Consider the following 18,672-nt stretch of genomic DNA (forward strand, 5'->3'; position numbering starts at 1 on the left):
GGCGGCGCGCGATGCGCCGCCCGTCAATCGTCAATCGCGCGCGAAGGCTTGCGCGCGCGCCGGCCAGTCGTCGGGGACGATGAAACCGCGCGACTGCTCGGCATAGCCGGCCGCACCGTTGGCGGCAAATGCAACGACCATCACTGGTTCGTCGCGACGGAGTACGTGATCGAACAGGACGTCGGGATCGACAGGCGGCGCAACGGCGCCCGGACCACTCGGACCGCCAGCCGCCGTACCCTCTACCGGCGTCTCGCCAGCCCCTTCTACCGCCCCTGCCCGCCGCACATCGAGCCGCCTTGGCGCAAGCCACGCGAGGCGCGGCAACTCGCTCCAGCCGGCGGCGCGCTGTTGTGCTGCGAATGCCGGCCAGTCCGAACGCGTGACCCACCAGCCGCGCGCATGGTCCGGCGCGAGTTCGGGCGGTTCGCCCTGCACGACCTGCGCGCCCGCACCTTCACGGTAGAAGAGCCAGCCCTTCACGAACATCTGCGCTAGCCAGGGCCCCGCGTAGCCGAGCGACGCGAATTCCTCGCTGGCGCTAAGCCGCATCTGACGGTTCACGAGGTGCGCGCGTTTGCGGTCGAAGCGATCGCGCAGATTGGGGCCGACGAAATCCGCAAGCATGGCATCGGGGCCGCCTGCGTGCAGGTAGCACTTGACCGCCAGTTCCCAGTGCAGCCGCCTTCCCTCCGAACTCTCGAGGAGAAAGTCGCACTCGCCGAGCGTGCGCCCCGCTTGTCGCAGCGGCACGCTTGCCGCAACGAGCCGCGCCGCCGGGCCGAATGCCAGGAACCAGCCGAGCAAGGCCTCGGCATAGCGGCCAAGACGCGTGAGATGGGCGCGCTCGAGCGCATCGCGCAACGGCGCCGGATCGCGGTCGAGCCGGGAGAGCCAGCGCGCCGCCGCGAGCGCCTCGTCGGCATGCGCCCACGGCGTGGCAAGCGGTGCGAGCGGAAGCTGTTCGCGCAGTAAACCGGGACTAAAGAGCAGCCACGCAAGATCGCGCACTGCTGGATCGGTCAGCCCGTCGAGACGGCCGGCGACGATGCTGCCGGGGTCGTCCGCGAGCGGCGAAACGTTCACTGGCCGCCGCCGGCCGCGCGCCAGGTGTCGCGCGCGAGGCAGAGATCGGCCCACGCCTTCGACTTGTCCTGCAGGCTGCGCAGCAGATACGCGGGGTGGTAGGTCACGATCACGGGCACGCCTTCGTACTCGTGCACGCGCCCGCGCATCGAAGCGATACTGCCCTCGGACTTCAGCAGGCTCTGCGCGGCGAAGCGGCCCATGGCGATGATGATCTTCGGCTTGACGAGCGCGACCTGACGCTTGAGGTAAGGCTCGCAGCGCGCGACTTCGTCCGGTTCCGGATTGCGGTTGCCGGGCGGGCGGCACTTGAGCACGTTCGCGATATAGACGTTCTCGACGCGCGAGAGCGCAAGCGCGCGCAGCATGTTGTCGAGCAGCTTGCCCGCCTGCCCCACGAACGGCTCGCCCTGACGGTCCTCGTTCTCGCCCGGCGCTTCGCCGATCACCATCCAGTCCGCTTCGCGATTGCCGACGCCGAACACCGTGTTCGTGCGCTTCTCGCACAGCCGGCAGCGCGTGCAGCCGGCGACGCGCTCGGCCAGGCTGTCCCAGTCCAGCGTCGCCACGTCATTGCCAGGTGCGGGTGGCCGGGCAGACGGCTCGGCCGATACGGGCGCGGCGTCGAACCAGGCGAAGTCGTCCTCGGTGAGCGGCGGCGGCTCGTCGGGCGCCTGTGCGGCTCGCGCGGCGTGTGTGTCGGCGGACTGCGCGGCCGGTTCGCGAGCCTCGACAGCGGAATCCCGCGGCGACACGGGATCCGGTATGCGGACTTCGGGCCGTGCGGGCGCAGCGACGTCCGACTCCACCGCGGCGAGCGGTTCGGGCGCCGTTTCCGGCTGCGCAGGCACGACAGCCGTCCCGGTGACCTGAGACAACGGCGTTTCGCCGCTGGCCGGCGCCGTCTCGCCGGGCGTCGTCCGCGCCCCTTTGCTCACCCAGCGCGGCGACAATCCCAACTCTGCCAGCGCGAACTCATCGAGCGCCATCCGCGCCCTCCTCTGCAAAAGAAAAACGCATCACGATCGCGTCCTCGCGGGTGTGATGCCGCGCCGGATAGTAGTTCTTGCGGCGCCCGATGGTCACGAAGCCGAATTGCTCGTAGAGGCGTATCGCCCGATAGTTCGAAGGCCGCACTTCGAGCAGCAGCCCTTCCAGCCGTTCCGCATGCGCCATCCGCACGGCCTCGCGCAGGAGCGTGAGCCCGGCACCGGCTCCCTGCGCGGCGGGCGCAACACACAGATTCAGCAGATGCATCTCGTCCACCACCGGCATCAGGACGCAATAGCCGATCAGCGTGCCAGTCACGTGGCGCATGCACACGCCGAAATAGCCGTTGCGCAGGGAATCTTCGAAGTTGCCGCGCGACCACGGAAACTCGTAAGCGGACTTTTCGATGACGGCGACCTCGTCGAGATCGCTCTCGGTCATCGGCGACAGGTAGCGGTCGGTCATCAGCACACCGCTCATCGACTGCCCTCGCCCGACGCCTTGGCGGCGAGCCGCTCGGCCGTGGTCTGCGCGACCTTGTTGCGGACGTATTCAGGCGCCGCTTCGTCGGCGCGCAGCGTGCGGCCCGCGCGAAACGCGCGCAGCGCGGCGTGCGCGAGCGGCAGCGCGTGGGGCAGCGCCTCGGCGTCGATCGAGCGGGCCGCGGCGGCGGCCGGAAGGCGCGTACCGAACGCCGCCGCGGCGTTGCCCGCCAGCGTGAACGGCGCGGCGGGCGTGGCGATGCGCTCCGGTGCGTCGAGCGACGCGGGCTGCAGCATACGCCAGTCGCTCGCCGCCGCGTCCCACTCGTATTCGGCCCAGTAGGCCTCGTCCATGCGCGCGTCGAGCACGGCGAGCACGCGCGTTGCCGCGGGATCGTGCAGCCGCGCGCGCTCGGCGCAGACAAGCAGCGTACCCACGGGCACCACGGGAATGTCGAGCCCGAATGCGAGCCCCTGCGCGACGCCCGTCGCCGTGCGCAGCCCCGTGAACGAGCCGGGGCCCGAGCCGAAGGCGATCGCATCGCAGTCCGCGAGCGTGAGTCCGGCTTCGGCCAGCACTTCGCCGATCGCCGGCAAAAGGCGCGTACTGGACACGGCGCCTGTGGCCTCGTGGCGCACCCACACGGCCACTTCGGCGCAAGGATCGGAAAGGCGGTTGCCGTCGCCAGGGGCCACGGCGTGCAACAGCGCGACCGAGCAGAATTCGGTCGAGGTATCGAGGGCAAGCAGCACGATGTCGGTCATGACCGCTATTGTAATGCCGCGCCCCCGGCTCTCCCAGGCCGGGCACGATCCGTGCGAACGAAGTGCGACCCGCCGCCGGCGATCGCGAGGCCTCGACCGCAGTTCCTGCCGATCTCTGGAGGAATCGCTCCAGCCGCCTGCCAGTATGCACTGCTACCATCGGCGCGCGGTTCCCGTTAAAAAATCAGTGGAGGAAAAAACAATGAGCGACATGACGGACGTAGGCGCCCGTTTCGAGCAGGCCCAGACCGACGTGCAGCAACTGCCGGAACGCCCCGGCAATCTGACGCTGCTGCGTCTCTATGCGCTTTTCAAGCAGGCGACCGACGGCGATGTCCACGGCGACAAGCCCGGCTTCACCGACATCGTCGGCAAATACAAATACGAAGCCTGGGCCGCGCTGCAAGGCACGGCACAGGACGTCGCGAAAGCGCAGTACGCCGAACTCGTCGAATCCCTCAAGAACGGCACGGCGAGCTAAGAACCGCGAGAGGCAGCGCGCCACGGCCGGCGAGCCGCTTGCCACCGTTCATCGGTGCGCGCAAGCCCCCTCGCGTATACGGCTCTGGCGCAGCGCAACAAAATCCGCTATAATGCGCGCTGCGCTGTGTTTTGCGCCCCTCAGCCCCGCTGAGGCAGGCCAACAAAGCGCCTCGTAGCGTTAAGCTCCAATCCAGTTTAGAACCTGTCCCCTCCTGCCTTGGCCTCTTCCATATAGAGGTCGTCATGTATCAGGCTGGCGGCAAACCAATTTCGGTGCGCCGCATTCGAAACAGCTTCTAACGAAAATCCGCCGCAGTGGTGGATTGCCCCCGTTTTTCGATTTGTTCGCAAAATCCGACGACTTGGGTATGCCGATTGGCGCCGACGTTCTATTTCCTGTTTCACCAAGGATTTTCATGACTTCGAGCATTACCCAAAGCCCTCTCGACGCAATCGCCAACGAAGCACTCGGTCTCGACGCCGCTGACGCGCCCGCGCAAGCCGCCGACACCCCCGAGGGCCCGACGTTCGCGTCGCTCGGCCTGTCGCCGGAGATCGTCTCCGCGCTGACGGCGGCGGGCTACAAAGCGCCGACGCCGGTGCAGCAACGCGCCATCCCCGCGGCCATCGCCGGCCGCGATCTGCTGGTTTCGAGCCCGACCGGTTCGGGCAAGACCGCCGCCTTCATGCTGCCCGCGATCGAGCGCTTTGCGCAGATCCAGAAGGCCCAGGCCGCCCAGCCGCGCGAGCCGCGCCCGCAAGGTCAACAAGGCGAAGGCGATCGCCGCCAGCGCCGTCCGCAACCGGTCGCGCGCCCCGGTCTCCTCGTCCTCACGCCGACGCGTGAACTCGCCATGCAGGTGACCACGGCCGCCTCGACCTACGGCAAGCATCTGCGCCGCCTGCGCACCGTGAGCATTCTCGGCGGCGTGGCCTACGGCCAGCAGCTCATGCTGCTCGCCAAGAACCCCGAGATCCTCGTCGCGACGCCCGGCCGTCTGCTCGATCACCTCGAGCGCGGCCGCATCGACCTCTCGGAACTGAAGATGCTCGTCCTCGACGAAGCCGACCGCATGCTGGACATGGGCTTCATCGACGACATCGAGACCATCGTCGCCGCCACGCCCGCGTCGCGCCAGACCATGCTGTTCTCGGCCACGCTCGACGGCAAGATCGCCTCGATCACGGGCCGTCTGCTGAAGGATCCGGAGCGTATCGAGATCGTGCGCAAGGTCGAAGCGAATTCGAACATCGCGCAGACCGTGCATTACGTCGACGACCGCGACCACAAGGATCGCCTGCTCGACCATCTGCTGCGCGCCGAGGGCCTGGACCAGGCTATCGTGTTCACAGCGACCAAGATGGACGCCGACCAACTGGCCGGCAAACTCGCCGACGCGGGCTTCGAAACCGCCGCGCTGCACGGCGACCTGCCGCAAGGCGCGCGTAACCGCACGATCCGTGCGCTGCGCGAGCGCCGCGTGCGCGTGCTCGTGGCAACCGACGTCGCGGCGCGCGGCATCGACATCCCCGGCATCACGCACGTCTTCAACTACGACCTGCCGAAGTTCGCCGAAGACTACGTGCACCGTATCGGCCGTACGGGCCGCGCGGGCCGTTCGGGCGTGGCAGTGAGCCTCGTGCATCATGCCGAGCAAGGCGCGCTCAAGCGCATCGAACGCTTCGTGCGTTCGCCGCTGCCCGTCAACGTGATCGAAGGGTTCGAGCCGCGCAAGGCGCCGCCGGCCAATCGCGGCTTTGGCGGCCGTGGCCGTCCGGGCGGCAACGGCGGCGGTAACGGCCGGCGCTTCGGCAACGGCGGCAAGCCGGGCGGCGGCTATGGCAGCCGCGGCAACGGTGGCCAGGGCGGCAACGGCGGTGGCTGGCAAGGCAAGTCCGAAGGCTCGCGTGGCGGCTATGGCGGCCAGTCGCGGGACGGCGGCTATGGTGCGCGTGACGGCCAGGGCGCCTCGCGCGGCGAAGGCGGCAACCGCGGCGGCTACGGCCAGCCGCGTGGCGACGGCTACGGCCGCTCGCGCGAAGGCTATGGCGCGCGCCGCAACGACGGTCCGCGTGGCGCCCGTCGCGATAGCTGATTTCCGCCTGATCCGCAGGTGCCGCCTCGGCGCACCTGGATAGTGATCTACAAAAGGCCGGTGCTTCGTCACCGGTCTTTTTTTGCCTCCGCACAGATTTCATAATGCGGAAAAATTTTTTGCGTCGTAAAAAATCGTGCTGCGTGGCACAACAACACGCATTGCAATATGGAAAACCGCGTTTTTCATCGTGAAACACAAAGCATAAGAAATTGATTTTATTGAAATAAAAAACACGGAAAAAGCTGCTTGAGCGCCTGTCCCAGCGGGACCGATTTGCCTAGACTCTTATATAAGACTTCACGAAACGAAGCGCCCGAAACCACCTCAGGCGCTCGCCCCGAAGAAGTCGCCGACTTTCAGCGGTTCTACCAATCAGGCAAACGAAGGAGTTCATCATGTCGACCCGTCAGGAACAAGCAAAGCAACTTCAACAGCAATGGGAAACCGATCCGCGCTGGAACGGCATCAAGCGCAACTACACGGCTGAAGACGTGGTGCGCCTGCGCGGCTCGATCCAGCCCGAGCACACGCTCGCAAAGAACGGCGCGGAGAAGCTCTGGAAAGGCGTGAACACCGAGCCGTTCATCAACGCGCTCGGCGCGCTCACGGGCAACCAGGCCATGCAGCAGGTCAAGGCCGGCCTCAAGGCCATCTATCTCTCGGGCTGGCAAGTCGCGGGCGACGCCAACCTCGCGGGCGAAATGTACCCGGACCAGTCGCTCTACCCGGCCAACTCGGTGCCGCAAGTGGTCAAGCGCATCAACAACACGCTCACGCGCGCCGACCAGATCCAGTGGTCGGAAGGCAAGAACCCGGGCGACGAAGGCTACACCGACTTCTTCCAGCCGATCGTGGCCGACGCTGAAGCGGGCTTCGGCGGCGTGCTGAACGCGTTCGAACTGATGAAGGCGATGATCGAAGCAGGCGCCGCGGGCGTGCACTTCGAAGACCAGCTCGCTTCGGTGAAGAAGTGCGGCCATATGGGCGGCAAGGTGCTCGTGCCGACGCGCGAGAACATCGCCAAACTGACGGCCGCGCGCCTCGCCGCCGACGTCTGCGGCGTGCCGACCGTGCTGCTCGCCCGCACCGACGCGGAGGCCGCCGACCTCGTCACGTCCGACATCGACGACAACGACAAGCCGTTCCTCACGGGCGAGCGCACGGTGGAAGGCTTCTTCCGCACGCGCAATGGCCTCGAGCAGTCGATCTCGCGCGGTCTCGCCTATGCGCCGTACGCCGACATGATCTGGTGCGAAACCGGCAAGCCCGATCTCGAGTTCGCGAAGAAGTTCGCGGAAGCGATCCACAAGCAGTTCCCGGGCAAGCTGCTCTCGTACAACTGCTCGCCGTCGTTCAACTGGAAGAAGAACCTCGACGATGCGACGATCGCCAAGTTCCAGCGCGAGCTGGGCTCGATGGGCTACAAGTTCCAGTTCATCACGCTCGCGGGCTTCCACTCGCTGAACTACTCGATGTTCAACCTCGCGCACGGCTATGCGCGCCAGAACATGAGCGCATTCGTCGAACTGCAGCAGGCCGAGTTCGCCGCGGCCGAAAAGGGCTTCACCGCCGTCAAGCACCAGCGCGAAGTGGGCACGGGCTACTTCGACGCCGTCACGCAGACGGTCGAACGCGAAGCCTCGACGACCGCCCTGCACGGTTCGACGGAAGACGAGCAGTTCTTCGACAAGAAGGTGGCGTAAGACCACCCGCAGCAGCAGCGCCGCGGCCGGCATGCGCGTCCCTGGCGGGGCTCGCCGGCCGCCGGCGCCTGTGGGGTTGCCATTGCAGTTGTCCACGGTTGCCTGCCGCAGTTGCCCACCACGGTGACGCACATCTGCCAGACCGGCACGCGCCGGTCGGCGCTGCGCAACGTGCAATCCATCGGGAGAAGAGGCAAGAGGCCGCGCGCGGCCGGACACGATCCGGCCCGCTCCGTTATCCGGCCACCCGCCGGAGCGAGCGGTCTCGCTACCGAAGAAGGCGACAAGCCGACGACAACTTAGCCAGCCACGGAAGGCGCATGGGCATCCGCCGTGCATGCTCATGCGCCGACTGCGGTTCGGGCTTCCGACGTATATGCAGACGCGCCTCGCGGCGATGCCGTCAGTCCTGGCCCCAGTACCCCGGATGACCGTACGTATGCTTGAGAAAGTCGAGAAAGAGACGCACGCGCAACGGCAGATGGCGGCGCTGCGGAAATACCGCATGAATACCGATGGGCGGCGCCGCGAACGCGTCGAGCACGCTGACGAGCCGGCCTGCCGCAATGTCCTCGCCGACTTCCCACCAGGAGCGCCACGCCAGCCCGTGTCCGTCGAGACACCATTCGTGCAGCACGGCGCCGTCCGAGCATTCCATCGTGCCCGCCACGCGGATCGACACCACCTTGTCGTCCTGCTGGAAGGTCCAGCCGCGCTGCTGGTTCGCGCTGCTCGCGCCGAGCGCGAGGCAGTTGTGGCGCGTGAGATCGGCGAGCGTTTCGGGCGCGCCCCGGCGCGAAAGGTATTCGGGCGCCGCCACGCACACGCGGCGGTTCTCGCCGAGCTTGAGCGAGACGAGCGACGAGTCGGGCAGCTCGCCCAGACGCACGGCGCAGTCGAAGCCTTCGTTGACGAGATCGACGAGACGATCGGAAAGATCGAGCGTGATCGAAACGTCTGGATGCGCGACCGTAAACGCCGGCACGAGCTGCGCGACATGCCGGCGCCCGAAGCCCGCCGGCGCCGACACGCGCAGATGCCCGCTCGCCTTCACCCCGCCCGCCGACACGCTCGCTTCCGCATTCTGCATATCATGGATGATCCGCTGGCAGTCCTCGAGGAACGCCGAGCCTTCGAAGGTGAGCGTGATGCGACGCGTGGTGCGCACAAAGAGCTTCACGCCAAGTCGCTCTTCGAGCGCGTCAATGCGGCGCCCGATGATGGCGGGTGCGACCCCCTCGGCCTGGGCGGCGGAGGAAAGACTGCCTTTGGCCGCCACGGCGACGAAGGTCTCGATCTGTTTGAAGCGGTCCATGCAGAAGAACGTGGAGAAATGACTGCAAAAATCGTGGGCAAAGATCACGTAGATCGTCAGATTAGGTGGGTAAAAGTAAAAGATCAAGTGATCAATGCCTCCTTTTTCAGTGATGTAACTCACGAATACAATTCATCCCGACCTCTGAAGATGGAGTGCAAGGCGATGTCGGCCACAACGGCACAAAGCGCGGCACAAAACGCGGCACAAGGCGCAACACAAGGCGCCGCGAGATTTCCCAAGGCAGTGATATTCGACGCGTACGGCACGTTGTTCGACGTGCATTCGGTCGTCGCCGCCGCGGAGCAGATGTTCCCCGGCCACGGCGATGCGCTCTCGCAGCTCTGGCGCCTCAAGCAGATCGAATACACGCAACTGCGCACCCTCTCCGACCCGGCCGGCGCGCGCTACCGCCCGTTCTGGGACATCACGCTCGACGCGCTGCGCTACGCGGCGCGGCGCCTGAATCTCGCGTTGACGGGCGCGGCCGAGAAGCGCCTGATGGACGAGTACGCGTGCCTCTCCGCGTTTCCCGACGCGCTGCCCGTATTGCGGCGTCTGCGCAAGATGCACGAAGGGCGCGACGACGGCGCGCGCCCCGGCCTCGCCATCCTCTCGAACGGCAATCCGCAGATGCTCGACATCGCCGTGAAGAGCGCGGGCATGAACGGCCTCTTCGATCACGTCCTCTCCGTCGATGCGGTGCGCGCGTACAAGCCCGCCGCCGCGGCCTACGCGCTCGGCACGGCCGCATTCGGCGCGGTGCCGCGCGACATCGTGTTCGTCTCGTCGAACGGCTGGGACGTCGCGGGCGCCGGCTGGTTCGGCTGCACGACTTTCTGGATCAACCGCCAGCGCCTGCCCGCAGAAGAACTCGGCATCGCGCCCGCTGGAACCGGCGGCGGCATGGCAGAACTTGCCGCTTTTCTCGAAACCGCAGCGCCGCCTGAACGGACCCCGGCCCGAACCCGCCCAAGCCCAGGCGCGTAACGACCCCGGCAGACGCTGCATTCCCCACACCTACACGAACTGACCGACCAAGGAGCAATCATGGCGAACACGTTGCAACTGCCGCAAGGCATGCAGATCCCGGCGGAAATCAAGCCGGGCTTCGAAACGATCCTCACCCCCGAAGCGCTCGAACTCGTCGCGAAGCTGCACCGCGCATTCGAGCCGCGCCGTCAGGAGTTGCTGAAGGCGCGCGCCGAGCGCACGAAGCGTCTCGACGCCGGCGAACGCCCCGACTTCCTCGAGCAAACGAAGTCGATCCGCGAAGGCGACTGGAAGATCGCGGCGCTGCCGAAGGACCTCGAATGCCGCCGCGTGGAAATCACGGGCCCGGTCGAGCGCAAGATGATCATCAATGCGCTCAATTCCGGTGCGGACTCCTACATGACCGACTTCGAGGATTCGAACGCGCCGAGCTGGGACAACCAGATCACCGGCCAGATCAACCTCAAGGACGCGGTGCGCCGCACGATTTCGCTCGAACAGAACGGCAAGCGCTACCAGCTCAATGACAAGGTCGCCACGCTGATCGTGCGTCCGCGCGGCTGGCACCTCGACGAAAAGCACGTGACCGTGGACGGCCAGCGCGTCTCCGGCGGCATCTTCGACCTCGCGCTCTATCTCTTCCACAACGCGAAGGAACTGATCGCGCGCGGCAGCGGCCCCTACTTCTATCTGCCGAAGATGGAGAGCCATCTCGAAGCGCGCCTGTGGAACGACATCTTCGTCGTGGCCCAGGAGGCCGTGGGCATTCCGCGCGGTACGATCCGCGCGACGGTGCTGATCGAGACGATCCTCGCGGCGTTCGAAATGGACGAGATCCTCTATGAACTGCGCGAGCACAGCTCGGGCCTGAACGCGGGCCGCTGGGACTACATCTTTTCGGCGATCAAGAAGTTCAAGAACGACAAGGACTTCTGCCTCGCGGACCGCTCGCAGATCACGATGACGGTGCCGTTCATGCGCGCCTACGCGCTCCAGCTCCTCAAGACCTGCCACCGCCGCAACGCGCCGGCGATCGGCGGCATGAGCGCGCTCATCCCGATCAAGAACGATGCGGCCGCAAACGACAAGGCCATGGGCGGCGTGCGTTCGGACAAGCACCGCGACGCGACCGACGGCTATGACGGCGGCTGGGTGGCCCACCCGGGCCTCGTGCCGATCGCGATGGAAGAGTTCGTGAAGGTGCTGGGCGACAAGCCGAACCAGATCGGCAAGCAGCGCGCCGACGTCAACGTGGCGGGCAAGGATCTGCTCGACTTCCGTCCGGAAGCGCCGATCACCGAAGCGGGCCTGCGCAACAACATCAACGTGGGCATCCACTACCTCGGCTCGTGGCTCGACGGCAACGGCTGCGTGCCGATCCACAACCTGATGGAGGACGCCGCGACCGCCGAAATCTCGCGCTCGCAAGTGTGGCAGTGGATCCGCTCGCCGAAGGGCAAGCTCGATGACGGCCGCAAGGTCACGACCGAACTCGTGCGCGAACTGATCCCGCAGGAGCTCGACAAGGTGAAGGCCGTGGTGGGCGGCAATACGAAGCCGTACGACCGCGCCGCGCAGATCTTCGAACAGATGTCGACGTCGGAGAACTTCGTCGACTTCCTGACGCTGCCGCTCTACGAAGAGATCTGATGCTCGCCTGAACGAGCGCTGCTTTGAACGACGAAGGCCCGGTGGACACAAGTCCATCGGGCCTTCGTGCTTTCCGTCCCGAGCCGAACGGCGATTCAGATCGCCAGCGGCTCGCTCGACACGAGCACGCCGTCGATATCGGCGTAGATCCATTCGCCCGTGCGCACGGTCGCGCCCGGCATGCGAACCGGCACGTCGCGCTCGCCGACGCCGCGCCGGAAGCTGCGCTGCGGATGCGTCGCCAGCGCGACGATGCCCACGTGCAGCGCATCGAGCTCGAGCGTGTCGCGCACGCAGCCGTTGACCACGACGCCCGCCCAGCCGTTGTCCTGCGCCAGCTCGCCGAGCTTGCCGCCCACGAGGGCGCAGCGCAGGCTGCCGCCACCGTCCACGACGAGCACGCGGCCCTCGCCCGGCGTCTCGAGCGTGGCGCGCACGAGCGAGTTGTCCTCGAAAACCTTGAGCGTGAGCGCCGGGCCGCTGAAGTGCGGTGCAAGGCCGAACCAGCGGAACACGGGATCGAAGACGCGCAGCGTGCCGGCTGCAAGCCGGTCTTCGTGCGCGTCGCAAAGGTCGGCGGTGGCGAATGTCATGATTGATGTCTCCCTCGTGCGCTGACGAACCGGCAGCATTATGCCTGTCCATAAAGCGATACGCGCGCGCGTCGCCCCTTCCGCCCCGAGACCGCGCAGCAACCGCGCCGGGTTGCGCCTACAATGACCGCGAGCCGTCAACGCCGCGATCCTCCATGCCTCTCGCCCTGCTGCCGCCCGCGGAATTCGCCGATATCCCGCCCGAGTTCGAGCCCACGTCCGGGCATCCCGTCCGTGTGCGCTCGCGGCCCATGGCGGCCGGCGTGCGCATCGCCCTGCACACGCATGCCTGGGCGCAGCTCGCGTACGCGTCGCGAGGCGTGCTGCGCATGACGACGCCTGGCACTACGTGGATGGTGCCGCCCTCGCGGGCGATCTGGATTCCTCCCTATGTGACGCATGAAGTGGCGATCGTCGAAGACGCGTTCCTGCGCACGCTCTACGTGGACCAGTCGGTGATCCCGCCGGGGCTCGGCGACTGCCGCGTGGTCGAGGTATCGGGCCTGCTGCGCGAAACGATCGCCGCGCTCGATGAACGCGGCATCGGCGGCGCCCGCGAGCGCCTCCTCGCTTCGCTCGCGCTCGACGAAATCACACGCTCGGCACCGCTGCCGCTTGCGGTGCCCATGCCCGACGAGAAGCGCCTGCGCTCGCTCTGCGAGGCGCTACTGGCCGATCCCGCAAATCCCGGTTCGCTCGAATACTGGGCCGAGCACGTTGGCGCCAGCACGCGCACAATCGCGCGGCTCTTCCGGCAGGAACTGGGCGTGAGCTTTTCGCAATGGCGTCAGCAGGCGATACTCGCGCGCGCGATTCCGCTGCTCAATCAGGGGCGGCCGATGGCGGTCGTCGCACAGGAACTCGGCTATCAAAGTCAGAGCGCATTTTCGGCCATGTTCCGACGCGCTTTCGGCGAGAGTCCGCGCGCGTTCATCGGGCGCGGTGCAGATGATCGCGAAAGCGGCCCGAGCGAAGAGTCTGCATTGAGCGAAGTGAACGAGGCGCTACGCGAAAGCGCCCAGGATTTGCCGAAGTAAGGTGATGTGACAGAGTGCGTGCAAGGCCGGCGGCCTTACACGGAGCGCGTCATGTGCCGTATCGATCCCAGTCTCGCCAGCCTCGGCCCGGCTACGCGATAACCCATGCGCAAGTAGAGCCGCGCCGCGGGGTTATCGACGAATACGCGCAGTTGCAATTCGCGCAGGCCGCGCTCGCGCGCCCAGCGATGGGACATGTCGAGCAGGAAAGTCCCGGCGCCGTGGCCGCGATAGCCCTCGGCGATCTGCACGTCGCGGATATGCAGCGAATCGCCCTCTTCGGTCACGCGCAGCACGCCGATCGCATGGCCGTCGAGTTCGAGAATGAAATTCTCCGACTCGCGGTAACTGGCGAGAAAAAGATCGCCGCGCCAGACCAGATGATGACGCTGATAATAGCCGCCCATGTTGTTGCGCGTGAGGGCCTCGGCGAACTCGAAGTCCTCCATGGACGCATGACGCAACTGGAAGCGCGATGGAATGTCGTTCGGAGCGAACATGGGGGGCGGCTGGCGCACGAGCGGAAGTCCCGACTACGCTACGATAGCGCGAGCGTAGCGGCAATGGCAGTTTGTCCGTATGGCGAAGGCCCGAGAGGCCTCGCGAAGCCAAAGAGCAGACAAGAAAAAAGCCCGCTGGAAATTCCAGCGGGCTTCGTTCATCTGGCGGAGCGGACGGGACTCGAACCCGCGACCCCCGGCGTGACAGGCCGGTATTCTAACCGACTGAACTACCGCTCCAGTCCTGCTTGCACCGGCGGGCGTCGGTCGATTCCCGCTGGCGGCGTCGCCACACTGCTTTGGCGCCGCGGTTGTCTTTGGCGTCCCCTAGGGGATTCGAACCCCTGTACTCACCGTGAAAGGGTGATGTCCTAGGCCTCTAGACGAAGGGGACACACAGGCTTACGCCTTAACTACTTTAACTAAAAAGCCCGCTCAAGTTATAGCCTGAACGGGCTTCATCTGGCGGAGCGGACGGGACTCGAACCCGCGACCCCCGGCGTGACAGGCCGGTATTCTAACCGACTGAACTACCGCTCCAGTTCGACATAGACAGATGGGCGTCGGCTGATTCCCAACTGCTGCCTCGCCAATCTCATTGACGACGCTCATGTCTGGCGTCCCCTAGGGGATTCGAACCCCTGTACTCACCGTGAAAGGGTGATGTCCTAGGCCTCTAGACGAAGGGGACATAATCTTTTCAGATAATGCCTTGCTACACTTTACTGCGATTCTTGTTTTCGCTTCTTGCTTGTTTCGCCGTTAATTCTACTAAACCGCGCTCACTCAATTGCGAAAAACAAGATTTTAACTTCTTTACTGCCTTTTGTGAAGAATTATTTTCTTCTTCACTGTCGCTTTCGCGAAGAAACTTCTATCTGCTCTGTTGGTGGAGGTAAGCGGGATCGAACCGCTGACCTCTTGCATGCCATGCAAGCGCTCTCCCAGCTGAGCTATACCCCCTTGCAGAACAGAAGCGAGATTATAAACAGCAAACTCGCCTTTGTAAAGAGCCCCTGGATCGTTTTCTGCAACCTTATTTCACGCTACGTTAAACCACATGAAATTTCGTTGCCGGATCCATCGGCTCCTGCGTGAGCGTTACCGCTTTCTCGCGCACCGTTTTCAACGGAGCCCGAATACTACCGGATCCCTTACCCCGGCGCTAGTGCCGGGGTAAAAAATCTTCAGGGGGATCACACCGCCTTCGCGAGGCCCTGCTCGATGCGATTCACGACCACGTCGCGGCCGAACAGCGCGAGTACCGCGTCGATAGCCGGCGTGTGCGTCGTGCCCGCCACGAAGAGGCGCACCGGCATGGCAAGCTGCGGCATCTTCAGCTTGTGCGCCGCGAGCGTCGCCTTGAGCGCGGCCGAGATACCTTCCTTCGACCACTCCGCACCCTTGAATGCGGTGGCAAGTTCGGCAAGCGCGGGGCGCACGGCTTCGGTCACGTGCTGTGCGAGCGCGGCGGCTTCGGGCTGCGGCTCGCGATAGAAGATCTGCGCGCTTTCGGCAATCTCCTTGATCGTATTCGCGCGATCCTTGTAGAGCGCGATCACGCCGTCGAGCGACGGACCCTTCGCGAGCGCTGCGTCGTCGACGCCGAGCGCGGCGAAAAACGGCTTCGCGAGCGACGCAAGACGTGCGTTGTCCGCTTCCTTCAGATAGTGGTTGTTGAGCCAGTCGAGCCTGGCCTGGTCGTACTGCGCCGGCGACTTGCCGAGATGCTCCAGATCGAACCACTCGACGAACTGCTCGCGCGAGAACACTTCGGCATCGCCGTGCGACCAGCCAAGACGCGCGAGATAGTTCAGCACCGCTTCCGGCAGATAGCCTGCGTCGCGATAGCCCATCACGCTCGTCGCGCCATGGCGCTTGCTCATCTTTTCGCCCTGCTCGTTCAGCACGGTCGGCAGGTGTGCGTACACGGGCGGCTCGCCGCCCAGCGCGCGCAGGATGTTGATCTGGCGCGGCGTGTTGTTCACGTGGTCGTCGCCGCGAATCACGTGCGTGATCTTCATGTCGAGATCGTCCACCACGACGCAGAAGTTATACGTCGGCGTGCCGTCCGGGCGCGCGATGACGAGGTCGTCGAGCTCTTCGTTCGAGATCTCCACGCGGCCCTTCACGGCGTCGTCCCATGCGACCACGCCCGTCAGCGGATTGCGGAAACGCAGCACGGGCTGCACGCCGGCCGGCGGCGTCGGCAGGACCTTGCCTGGCTCCGGGCGCCACGTGCCGTCGTAACGCGGCTTTTCGCCCGCCTCACGCTGACGCTCGCGCAATGCGTCGAGCTCTTCGGTCGACATGTAGCACGGGTACACGAGGCCTTGCTCGCTCATTTGCGCGAGCACTTCGCGGTAACGGTCCATGCGCTGCATCTGGTAGAACGGACCTTCGTCGAAATCGAGACCGAGCCACTGCATGCCTTCGAGGATGGCGTCCACCGCTTCGGACGTCGAGCGCTCGACGTCGGTGTCCTCGATCCGCAGCACGAACACCCCTTCGTTGCGGCGCGCGAACGCCCAGGGATACAGCGCAGAGCGGATGTTGCCGAGGTGGATGAAGCCAGTCGGGCTCGGCGCAAAGCGGGTACGGACGACAGTCGTGGTCATGGGCGATTACTCGAAAGCGATGCCGCCGGGCGACGCGCGCTTGGCGACGGGCGGCAGAAGGTTCGCGGCCTCGCGTGCAGCGGCACGCAGCATTGCGACTGCGGAACGCGACGCGGCTCGAACAGGAAAACCGGGAAAAGAGAAACGGGATTATAACCGCCGGACGCGCGTTCGGTCCCGGCAGGCCAGGAGCGGGAGGACGTCCGCACGGTATCGGCGTCGCCACGACCGGACCGCGCCCCAGCCACGAACAAGCGCAAAAAGTGCCGGCGGGCGCTGACACAGAGAGCGACACACGGCGTTACAAGCGCATTGCCAATCCGCGAACGGCTTTGCCTTATGATGTCGGCGCGCTGTATCCGTCGCCCGGCGCCGCATGGAGAACCTCGCTTGAAGCCGCCATTAGAGCCACCATTGAACCCGTCAACCCCCTCTTTGGGCCGCCGCAGCTTTTCGCTGGCCGCGGCCTCCACCCTCCTCGCCGCCTGCACGACCGCAGGCACGGAGACCGCGAAGGTCAGCCCGCCCGCTACGGAGAACCCCACCCCGCCGGCATCCGTCGCGAAACCCCAGCGCACCGTTCGCGTCGGCCTCGCCCTCGGCGGCGGCGCGGCGCGCGGCTTCGCACACATCGGCGTGATCAAGGCGCTGGAAGCCCGCAACATTCAGGTCGACCTCGTCTCGGGAACGAGCGCCGGCTCGGTCGTGGCGGCGCTCTACGCGTCGGGTATGAACGGTTTCGACATCAACAAGCTCGCGCTCACGATGGACGAAGCATCGATCAGCGACTGGGCCATGCCCTTCGCCACGCGGGGCTTCCTGCACGGCGTGGCGCTGCAGAATTATCTGAACACCACGCTGCGCGGCCGGCCGATCGAGAAGATGGCGAGGCCGCTCGGCATCGTCGCCACCGACTTGCACAGCGGCCAGCCAATCCTGTTTCAGCGCGGCAATACCGGCATCGCCGTACGCGCATCGTGCAGCCTGCCGTCGATCTTCGATCCGGTGAAAATCGCGGGCCACGAGTACGTGGACGGCGGGCTCGTGAGCCCCGTGCCGGCGGCCTTCGCGCGCAAAATGGGCGCCGACTTCGTGATTGCCGTGGACATCTCGGCCCGCCCGGAGAGCGCTCCGACAGTGACCCAGTTCGACGTGCTGATGCAGACCTTCACGATCATGGGTCAGTCGATCAAGACCTATGAACTCGACAAGTACGCCGACGTCGTGATCCGACCGAACCTGAATGCGATGTCGGGTAGCGACTTCGGTCAGCGCAATGCGGCGATCCTCGCGGGCGAGGAGGCCGTCGCGAAGATGATGCCGGAGCTGGAGCGCAAGCTGGCCGCCGCGCGCGCCGCGACGGCCTGAGCGATTACGCGGGCGCGGTCGGCCCGCCGCGCCCCACGCAACCTTCGCAACGAAAAAAGCCTGCTTCGAACGAAGCAGGCTTTCTGTCACGACCAGGTAGAGCAACCGGTCGCCAGTTAGCGGTCAGTTGCTGCCGTCGAACTGCACGCTCACGCGCTGCTTGAGGTCCTGCTGCTGTTGCGGCGTAAACGACGTTTCCACACGGCGGGCGCCCGTGAAGCGCTTTTCCCAGTAGCCGTCGTCGAGGTCGTCGACACGGATCGTGCTGCCTGTGGACGGCGAATGCACGAACTTGTTGTCGCCGATATAGATGCCGACATGCGAGAACGTGCGGCGCATCGTATTGAAGAACACGAGATCGCCCGGCTTGAGGTTGCTGAGGCTAACCTTCTCGCCCACGCGACTCATTTCCTCGGCGCGGCGCGGCAGCGAAAGGCCCAGCGTGTCCTGGAAGACGTAGCGCACGAAGCCGCTGCAGTCGAGGCCGGAATCCGGCGTGTTGCCGCCCCAGCGATAGCGCACGCCTATCATGTTGAGGGCGCCCACAACAACGTCCCCTGCCTTGCCGGCCATGCCGGAAAGGAACGACTTGGCGCCGCCGTCGGCCGCAGCCGGGGTCGCCTGAGACGTGGTCTGCGTAGTGGTTTGTACTGCGCTTTGGGCGTCGGCTTGAGCAGTCGCGGAGAGCGCTTGCGGAGCCGGGGAGTTCGCCGTGTTGTTCGGGGAAGAACCCGGCGAAAATGAGGCATTCTGGTTAAAGCTGCTTACTTCGTCGGCGAACGCGCCGGGAGCCGCGGCCATCAGTACGCCGATGAACATCCCGGCGACGACGCGCGTGCAAGCCTGGGTCAAGTATCGGTGCTGCATTGGTCGGTAGAAATTGCCCGCGAATCAGGGGGTTAGTGAAAAGTTTGGACGATACTAGCCAGTAAGTATTTGTGTGTCAAAACAAATAGAAAAATACAATCGCGATACGCACATCATTGGTGA

The 18,672-nt window shown here is 65.5% G+C and carries 16 protein-coding genes and 5 tRNA genes; 7 read left to right on the top strand and 14 right to left on the bottom strand.

From position 1 onward, the window contains the following. Positions 1–30 precede the first annotated feature (30 nt). Genes WJ542_RS13410 through tsaB form a run of 4 tightly spaced genes read right to left on the bottom strand, consistent with a single transcriptional unit; the run spans position 31 to position 3,323 of the window. Entirely contained in the window at positions 31–1,086 is a 1,056-nt protein-coding gene (locus WJ542_RS13410; RefSeq protein WP_411189749.1) for a DUF1853 family protein, read from the bottom strand. Continuing rightward, positions 1,083–2,075, bottom strand: coding sequence for a uracil-DNA glycosylase (locus WJ542_RS13415; RefSeq protein ID WP_411189750.1), 993 nt, complete (start codon positions 2,073–2,075; stop codon positions 1,083–1,085). Before WJ542_RS13415 ends, WJ542_RS13410 begins: the two co-directional genes overlap by 4 nt. Next, on the bottom strand, positions 2,062–2,556 hold the full coding sequence (gene rimI, locus WJ542_RS13420; RefSeq protein ID WP_411189751.1) for a ribosomal protein S18-alanine N-acetyltransferase: 495 nt from the start codon (positions 2,554–2,556) through the stop codon (positions 2,062–2,064). Before rimI ends, WJ542_RS13415 begins: the two co-directional genes overlap by 14 nt. Further along, complete coding sequence (gene tsaB / locus WJ542_RS13425) at positions 2,553–3,323, bottom strand: tRNA (adenosine(37)-N6)-threonylcarbamoyltransferase complex dimerization subunit type 1 TsaB (protein WP_411189752.1); 771 nt, start codon at positions 3,321–3,323, stop codon at positions 2,553–2,555. Before tsaB ends, rimI begins: the two co-directional genes overlap by 4 nt. A 211-nt stretch (positions 3,324–3,534) precedes the next feature. Here tsaB and WJ542_RS13430 point away from each other — a divergent pair, with 211 nt between their 5' ends. From WJ542_RS13430 to aceA, 3 genes are all read left to right on the top strand, one after another. Then, positions 3,535–3,804: an acyl-CoA-binding protein gene (locus tag WJ542_RS13430; protein ID WP_411190559.1), complete on the top strand. Its 270-nt coding sequence runs from the start codon at positions 3,535–3,537 to the stop codon at positions 3,802–3,804. Positions 3,805–4,222: 418 nt separating this feature from the next. After that, entirely contained in the window at positions 4,223–5,902 is a 1,680-nt protein-coding gene (locus tag WJ542_RS13435; protein WP_411189753.1) for a DEAD/DEAH box helicase, read from the top strand. A 398-nt stretch (positions 5,903–6,300) separates the two neighbouring features. Then, positions 6,301–7,608: an isocitrate lyase gene (gene aceA, locus WJ542_RS13440; protein WP_411189754.1), complete on the top strand. Its 1,308-nt coding sequence runs from the start codon at positions 6,301–6,303 to the stop codon at positions 7,606–7,608. Positions 7,609–8,011: 403 nt separating this feature from the next. Here the strand turns inward: aceA and WJ542_RS13445 are convergent, their stop codons facing one another. After that, positions 8,012–8,923 (bottom strand): LysR family transcriptional regulator, encoded by a 912-nt coding sequence (locus WJ542_RS13445; protein ID WP_411190560.1) that lies wholly within the window; start codon positions 8,921–8,923, stop codon positions 8,012–8,014. 165 nt (positions 8,924–9,088) lie between these two features. On the opposite strand from WJ542_RS13445, the gene WJ542_RS13450 reads away from it, so the two are divergent. Beyond that, the gene (locus tag WJ542_RS13450) at positions 9,089–9,913 is read left to right on the top strand and encodes a haloacid dehalogenase type II (protein WP_411189755.1); all 825 of its coding nucleotides are present in this window, start codon (positions 9,089–9,091) and stop codon (positions 9,911–9,913) included. 60 nt (positions 9,914–9,973) lie between these two features. Next, positions 9,974–11,566: a malate synthase A gene (gene aceB, locus WJ542_RS13455; RefSeq protein ID WP_411189756.1), complete on the top strand. Its 1,593-nt coding sequence runs from the start codon at positions 9,974–9,976 to the stop codon at positions 11,564–11,566. Positions 11,567–11,661: 95 nt separating this feature from the next. Here aceB and rraA read toward each other — a convergent pair whose 3' ends face one another. After that, the gene (gene rraA, locus WJ542_RS13460; RefSeq protein ID WP_411189757.1) at positions 11,662–12,159 is read right to left on the bottom strand and encodes a ribonuclease E activity regulator RraA; all 498 of its coding nucleotides are present in this window, start codon (positions 12,157–12,159) and stop codon (positions 11,662–11,664) included. Between the two features lie 155 nt (positions 12,160–12,314). On the opposite strand from rraA, the gene WJ542_RS13465 reads away from it, so the two are divergent. Beyond that, entirely contained in the window at positions 12,315–13,196 is an 882-nt protein-coding gene (locus WJ542_RS13465) for an AraC family transcriptional regulator (protein WP_411189758.1), read from the top strand. A gap of 35 nt (positions 13,197–13,231) precedes the next feature. On the opposite strand, the gene WJ542_RS13470 is transcribed toward WJ542_RS13465, so the two are convergent. From WJ542_RS13470 to gltX, 7 genes are all read right to left on the bottom strand, one after another. Continuing rightward, a complete protein-coding gene (locus WJ542_RS13470; protein WP_411189759.1) occupies positions 13,232–13,696 on the bottom strand; it encodes a GNAT family N-acetyltransferase in 465 nt (154 codons plus the stop codon). A 163-nt stretch (positions 13,697–13,859) separates the two neighbouring features. Beyond that, positions 13,860–13,936 (bottom strand) — tRNA-Asp (locus WJ542_RS13475). Positions 13,937–14,014: 78 nt separating this feature from the next. Next, a tRNA-Glu gene (locus tag WJ542_RS13480) sits at positions 14,015–14,090 on the bottom strand. Between the two features lie 69 nt (positions 14,091–14,159). Beyond that, positions 14,160–14,236 (bottom strand) — tRNA-Asp (locus WJ542_RS13485). A 75-nt stretch (positions 14,237–14,311) separates the two neighbouring features. Beyond that, a tRNA-Glu gene (locus WJ542_RS13490) sits at positions 14,312–14,387 on the bottom strand. Between the two features lie 196 nt (positions 14,388–14,583). After that, positions 14,584–14,659: transfer RNA gene (locus WJ542_RS13495), tRNA-Ala, on the bottom strand. Positions 14,660–14,892: 233 nt separating this feature from the next. Next, a complete protein-coding gene (gltX, locus tag WJ542_RS13500; RefSeq protein WP_411189760.1) occupies positions 14,893–16,314 on the bottom strand; it encodes a glutamate--tRNA ligase in 1,422 nt (473 codons plus the stop codon). 414 nt (positions 16,315–16,728) lie between these two features. On the opposite strand from gltX, the gene WJ542_RS13505 reads away from it, so the two are divergent. Further along, positions 16,729–17,682, top strand: coding sequence for a patatin-like phospholipase family protein (locus WJ542_RS13505; RefSeq protein WP_411189761.1), 954 nt, complete (start codon positions 16,729–16,731; stop codon positions 17,680–17,682). A gap of 123 nt (positions 17,683–17,805) precedes the next feature. Here WJ542_RS13505 and WJ542_RS13510 read toward each other — a convergent pair whose 3' ends face one another. Next, positions 17,806–18,549, bottom strand: coding sequence for a C40 family peptidase (locus WJ542_RS13510; protein WP_411189762.1), 744 nt, complete (start codon positions 18,547–18,549; stop codon positions 17,806–17,808). Positions 18,550–18,672: the final 123 nt, after the last annotated feature.

The organism is Paraburkholderia yinzeri (assembly GCF_046581065.1).
Lineage (GTDB): Bacteria > Pseudomonadota > Gammaproteobacteria > Burkholderiales > Burkholderiaceae > Paraburkholderia.

Coding starts and splice junctions, on each gene's coding strand:
- WJ542_RS13430 (WP_411190559.1), top strand. CDS start 3,535: ATGACGGACGTAGGCGCCCGTTTCGAGCAGGCCCAGACCGACGTGCAG.
- tsaB (WP_411189752.1), bottom strand. CDS start 3,323: ATGACCGACATCGTGCTGCTTGCCCTCGATACCTCGACCGAATTCTGC.
- gltX (WP_411189760.1), bottom strand. CDS start 16,314: ATGACCACGACTGTCGTCCGTACCCGCTTTGCGCCGAGCCCGACTGGC.
- WJ542_RS13415 (WP_411189750.1), bottom strand. CDS start 2,075: ATGGCGCTCGATGAGTTCGCGCTGGCAGAGTTGGGATTGTCGCCGCGC.
- WJ542_RS13450 (WP_411189755.1), top strand. CDS start 9,089: ATGTCGGCCACAACGGCACAAAGCGCGGCACAAAACGCGGCACAAGGC.
- rimI (WP_411189751.1), bottom strand. CDS start 2,556: ATGAGCGGTGTGCTGATGACCGACCGCTACCTGTCGCCGATGACCGAG.
- WJ542_RS13510 (WP_411189762.1), bottom strand. CDS start 18,549: ATGCAGCACCGATACTTGACCCAGGCTTGCACGCGCGTCGTCGCCGGG.
- aceA (WP_411189754.1), top strand. CDS start 6,301: ATGTCGACCCGTCAGGAACAAGCAAAGCAACTTCAACAGCAATGGGAA.
- aceB (WP_411189756.1), top strand. CDS start 9,974: ATGGCGAACACGTTGCAACTGCCGCAAGGCATGCAGATCCCGGCGGAA.
- WJ542_RS13465 (WP_411189758.1), top strand. CDS start 12,315: ATGCCTCTCGCCCTGCTGCCGCCCGCGGAATTCGCCGATATCCCGCCC.
- WJ542_RS13470 (WP_411189759.1), bottom strand. CDS start 13,696: ATGTTCGCTCCGAACGACATTCCATCGCGCTTCCAGTTGCGTCATGCG.
- rraA (WP_411189757.1), bottom strand. CDS start 12,159: ATGACATTCGCCACCGCCGACCTTTGCGACGCGCACGAAGACCGGCTT.
- WJ542_RS13445 (WP_411190560.1), bottom strand. CDS start 8,923: ATGGACCGCTTCAAACAGATCGAGACCTTCGTCGCCGTGGCGGCCAAA.
- WJ542_RS13435 (WP_411189753.1), top strand. CDS start 4,223: ATGACTTCGAGCATTACCCAAAGCCCTCTCGACGCAATCGCCAACGAA.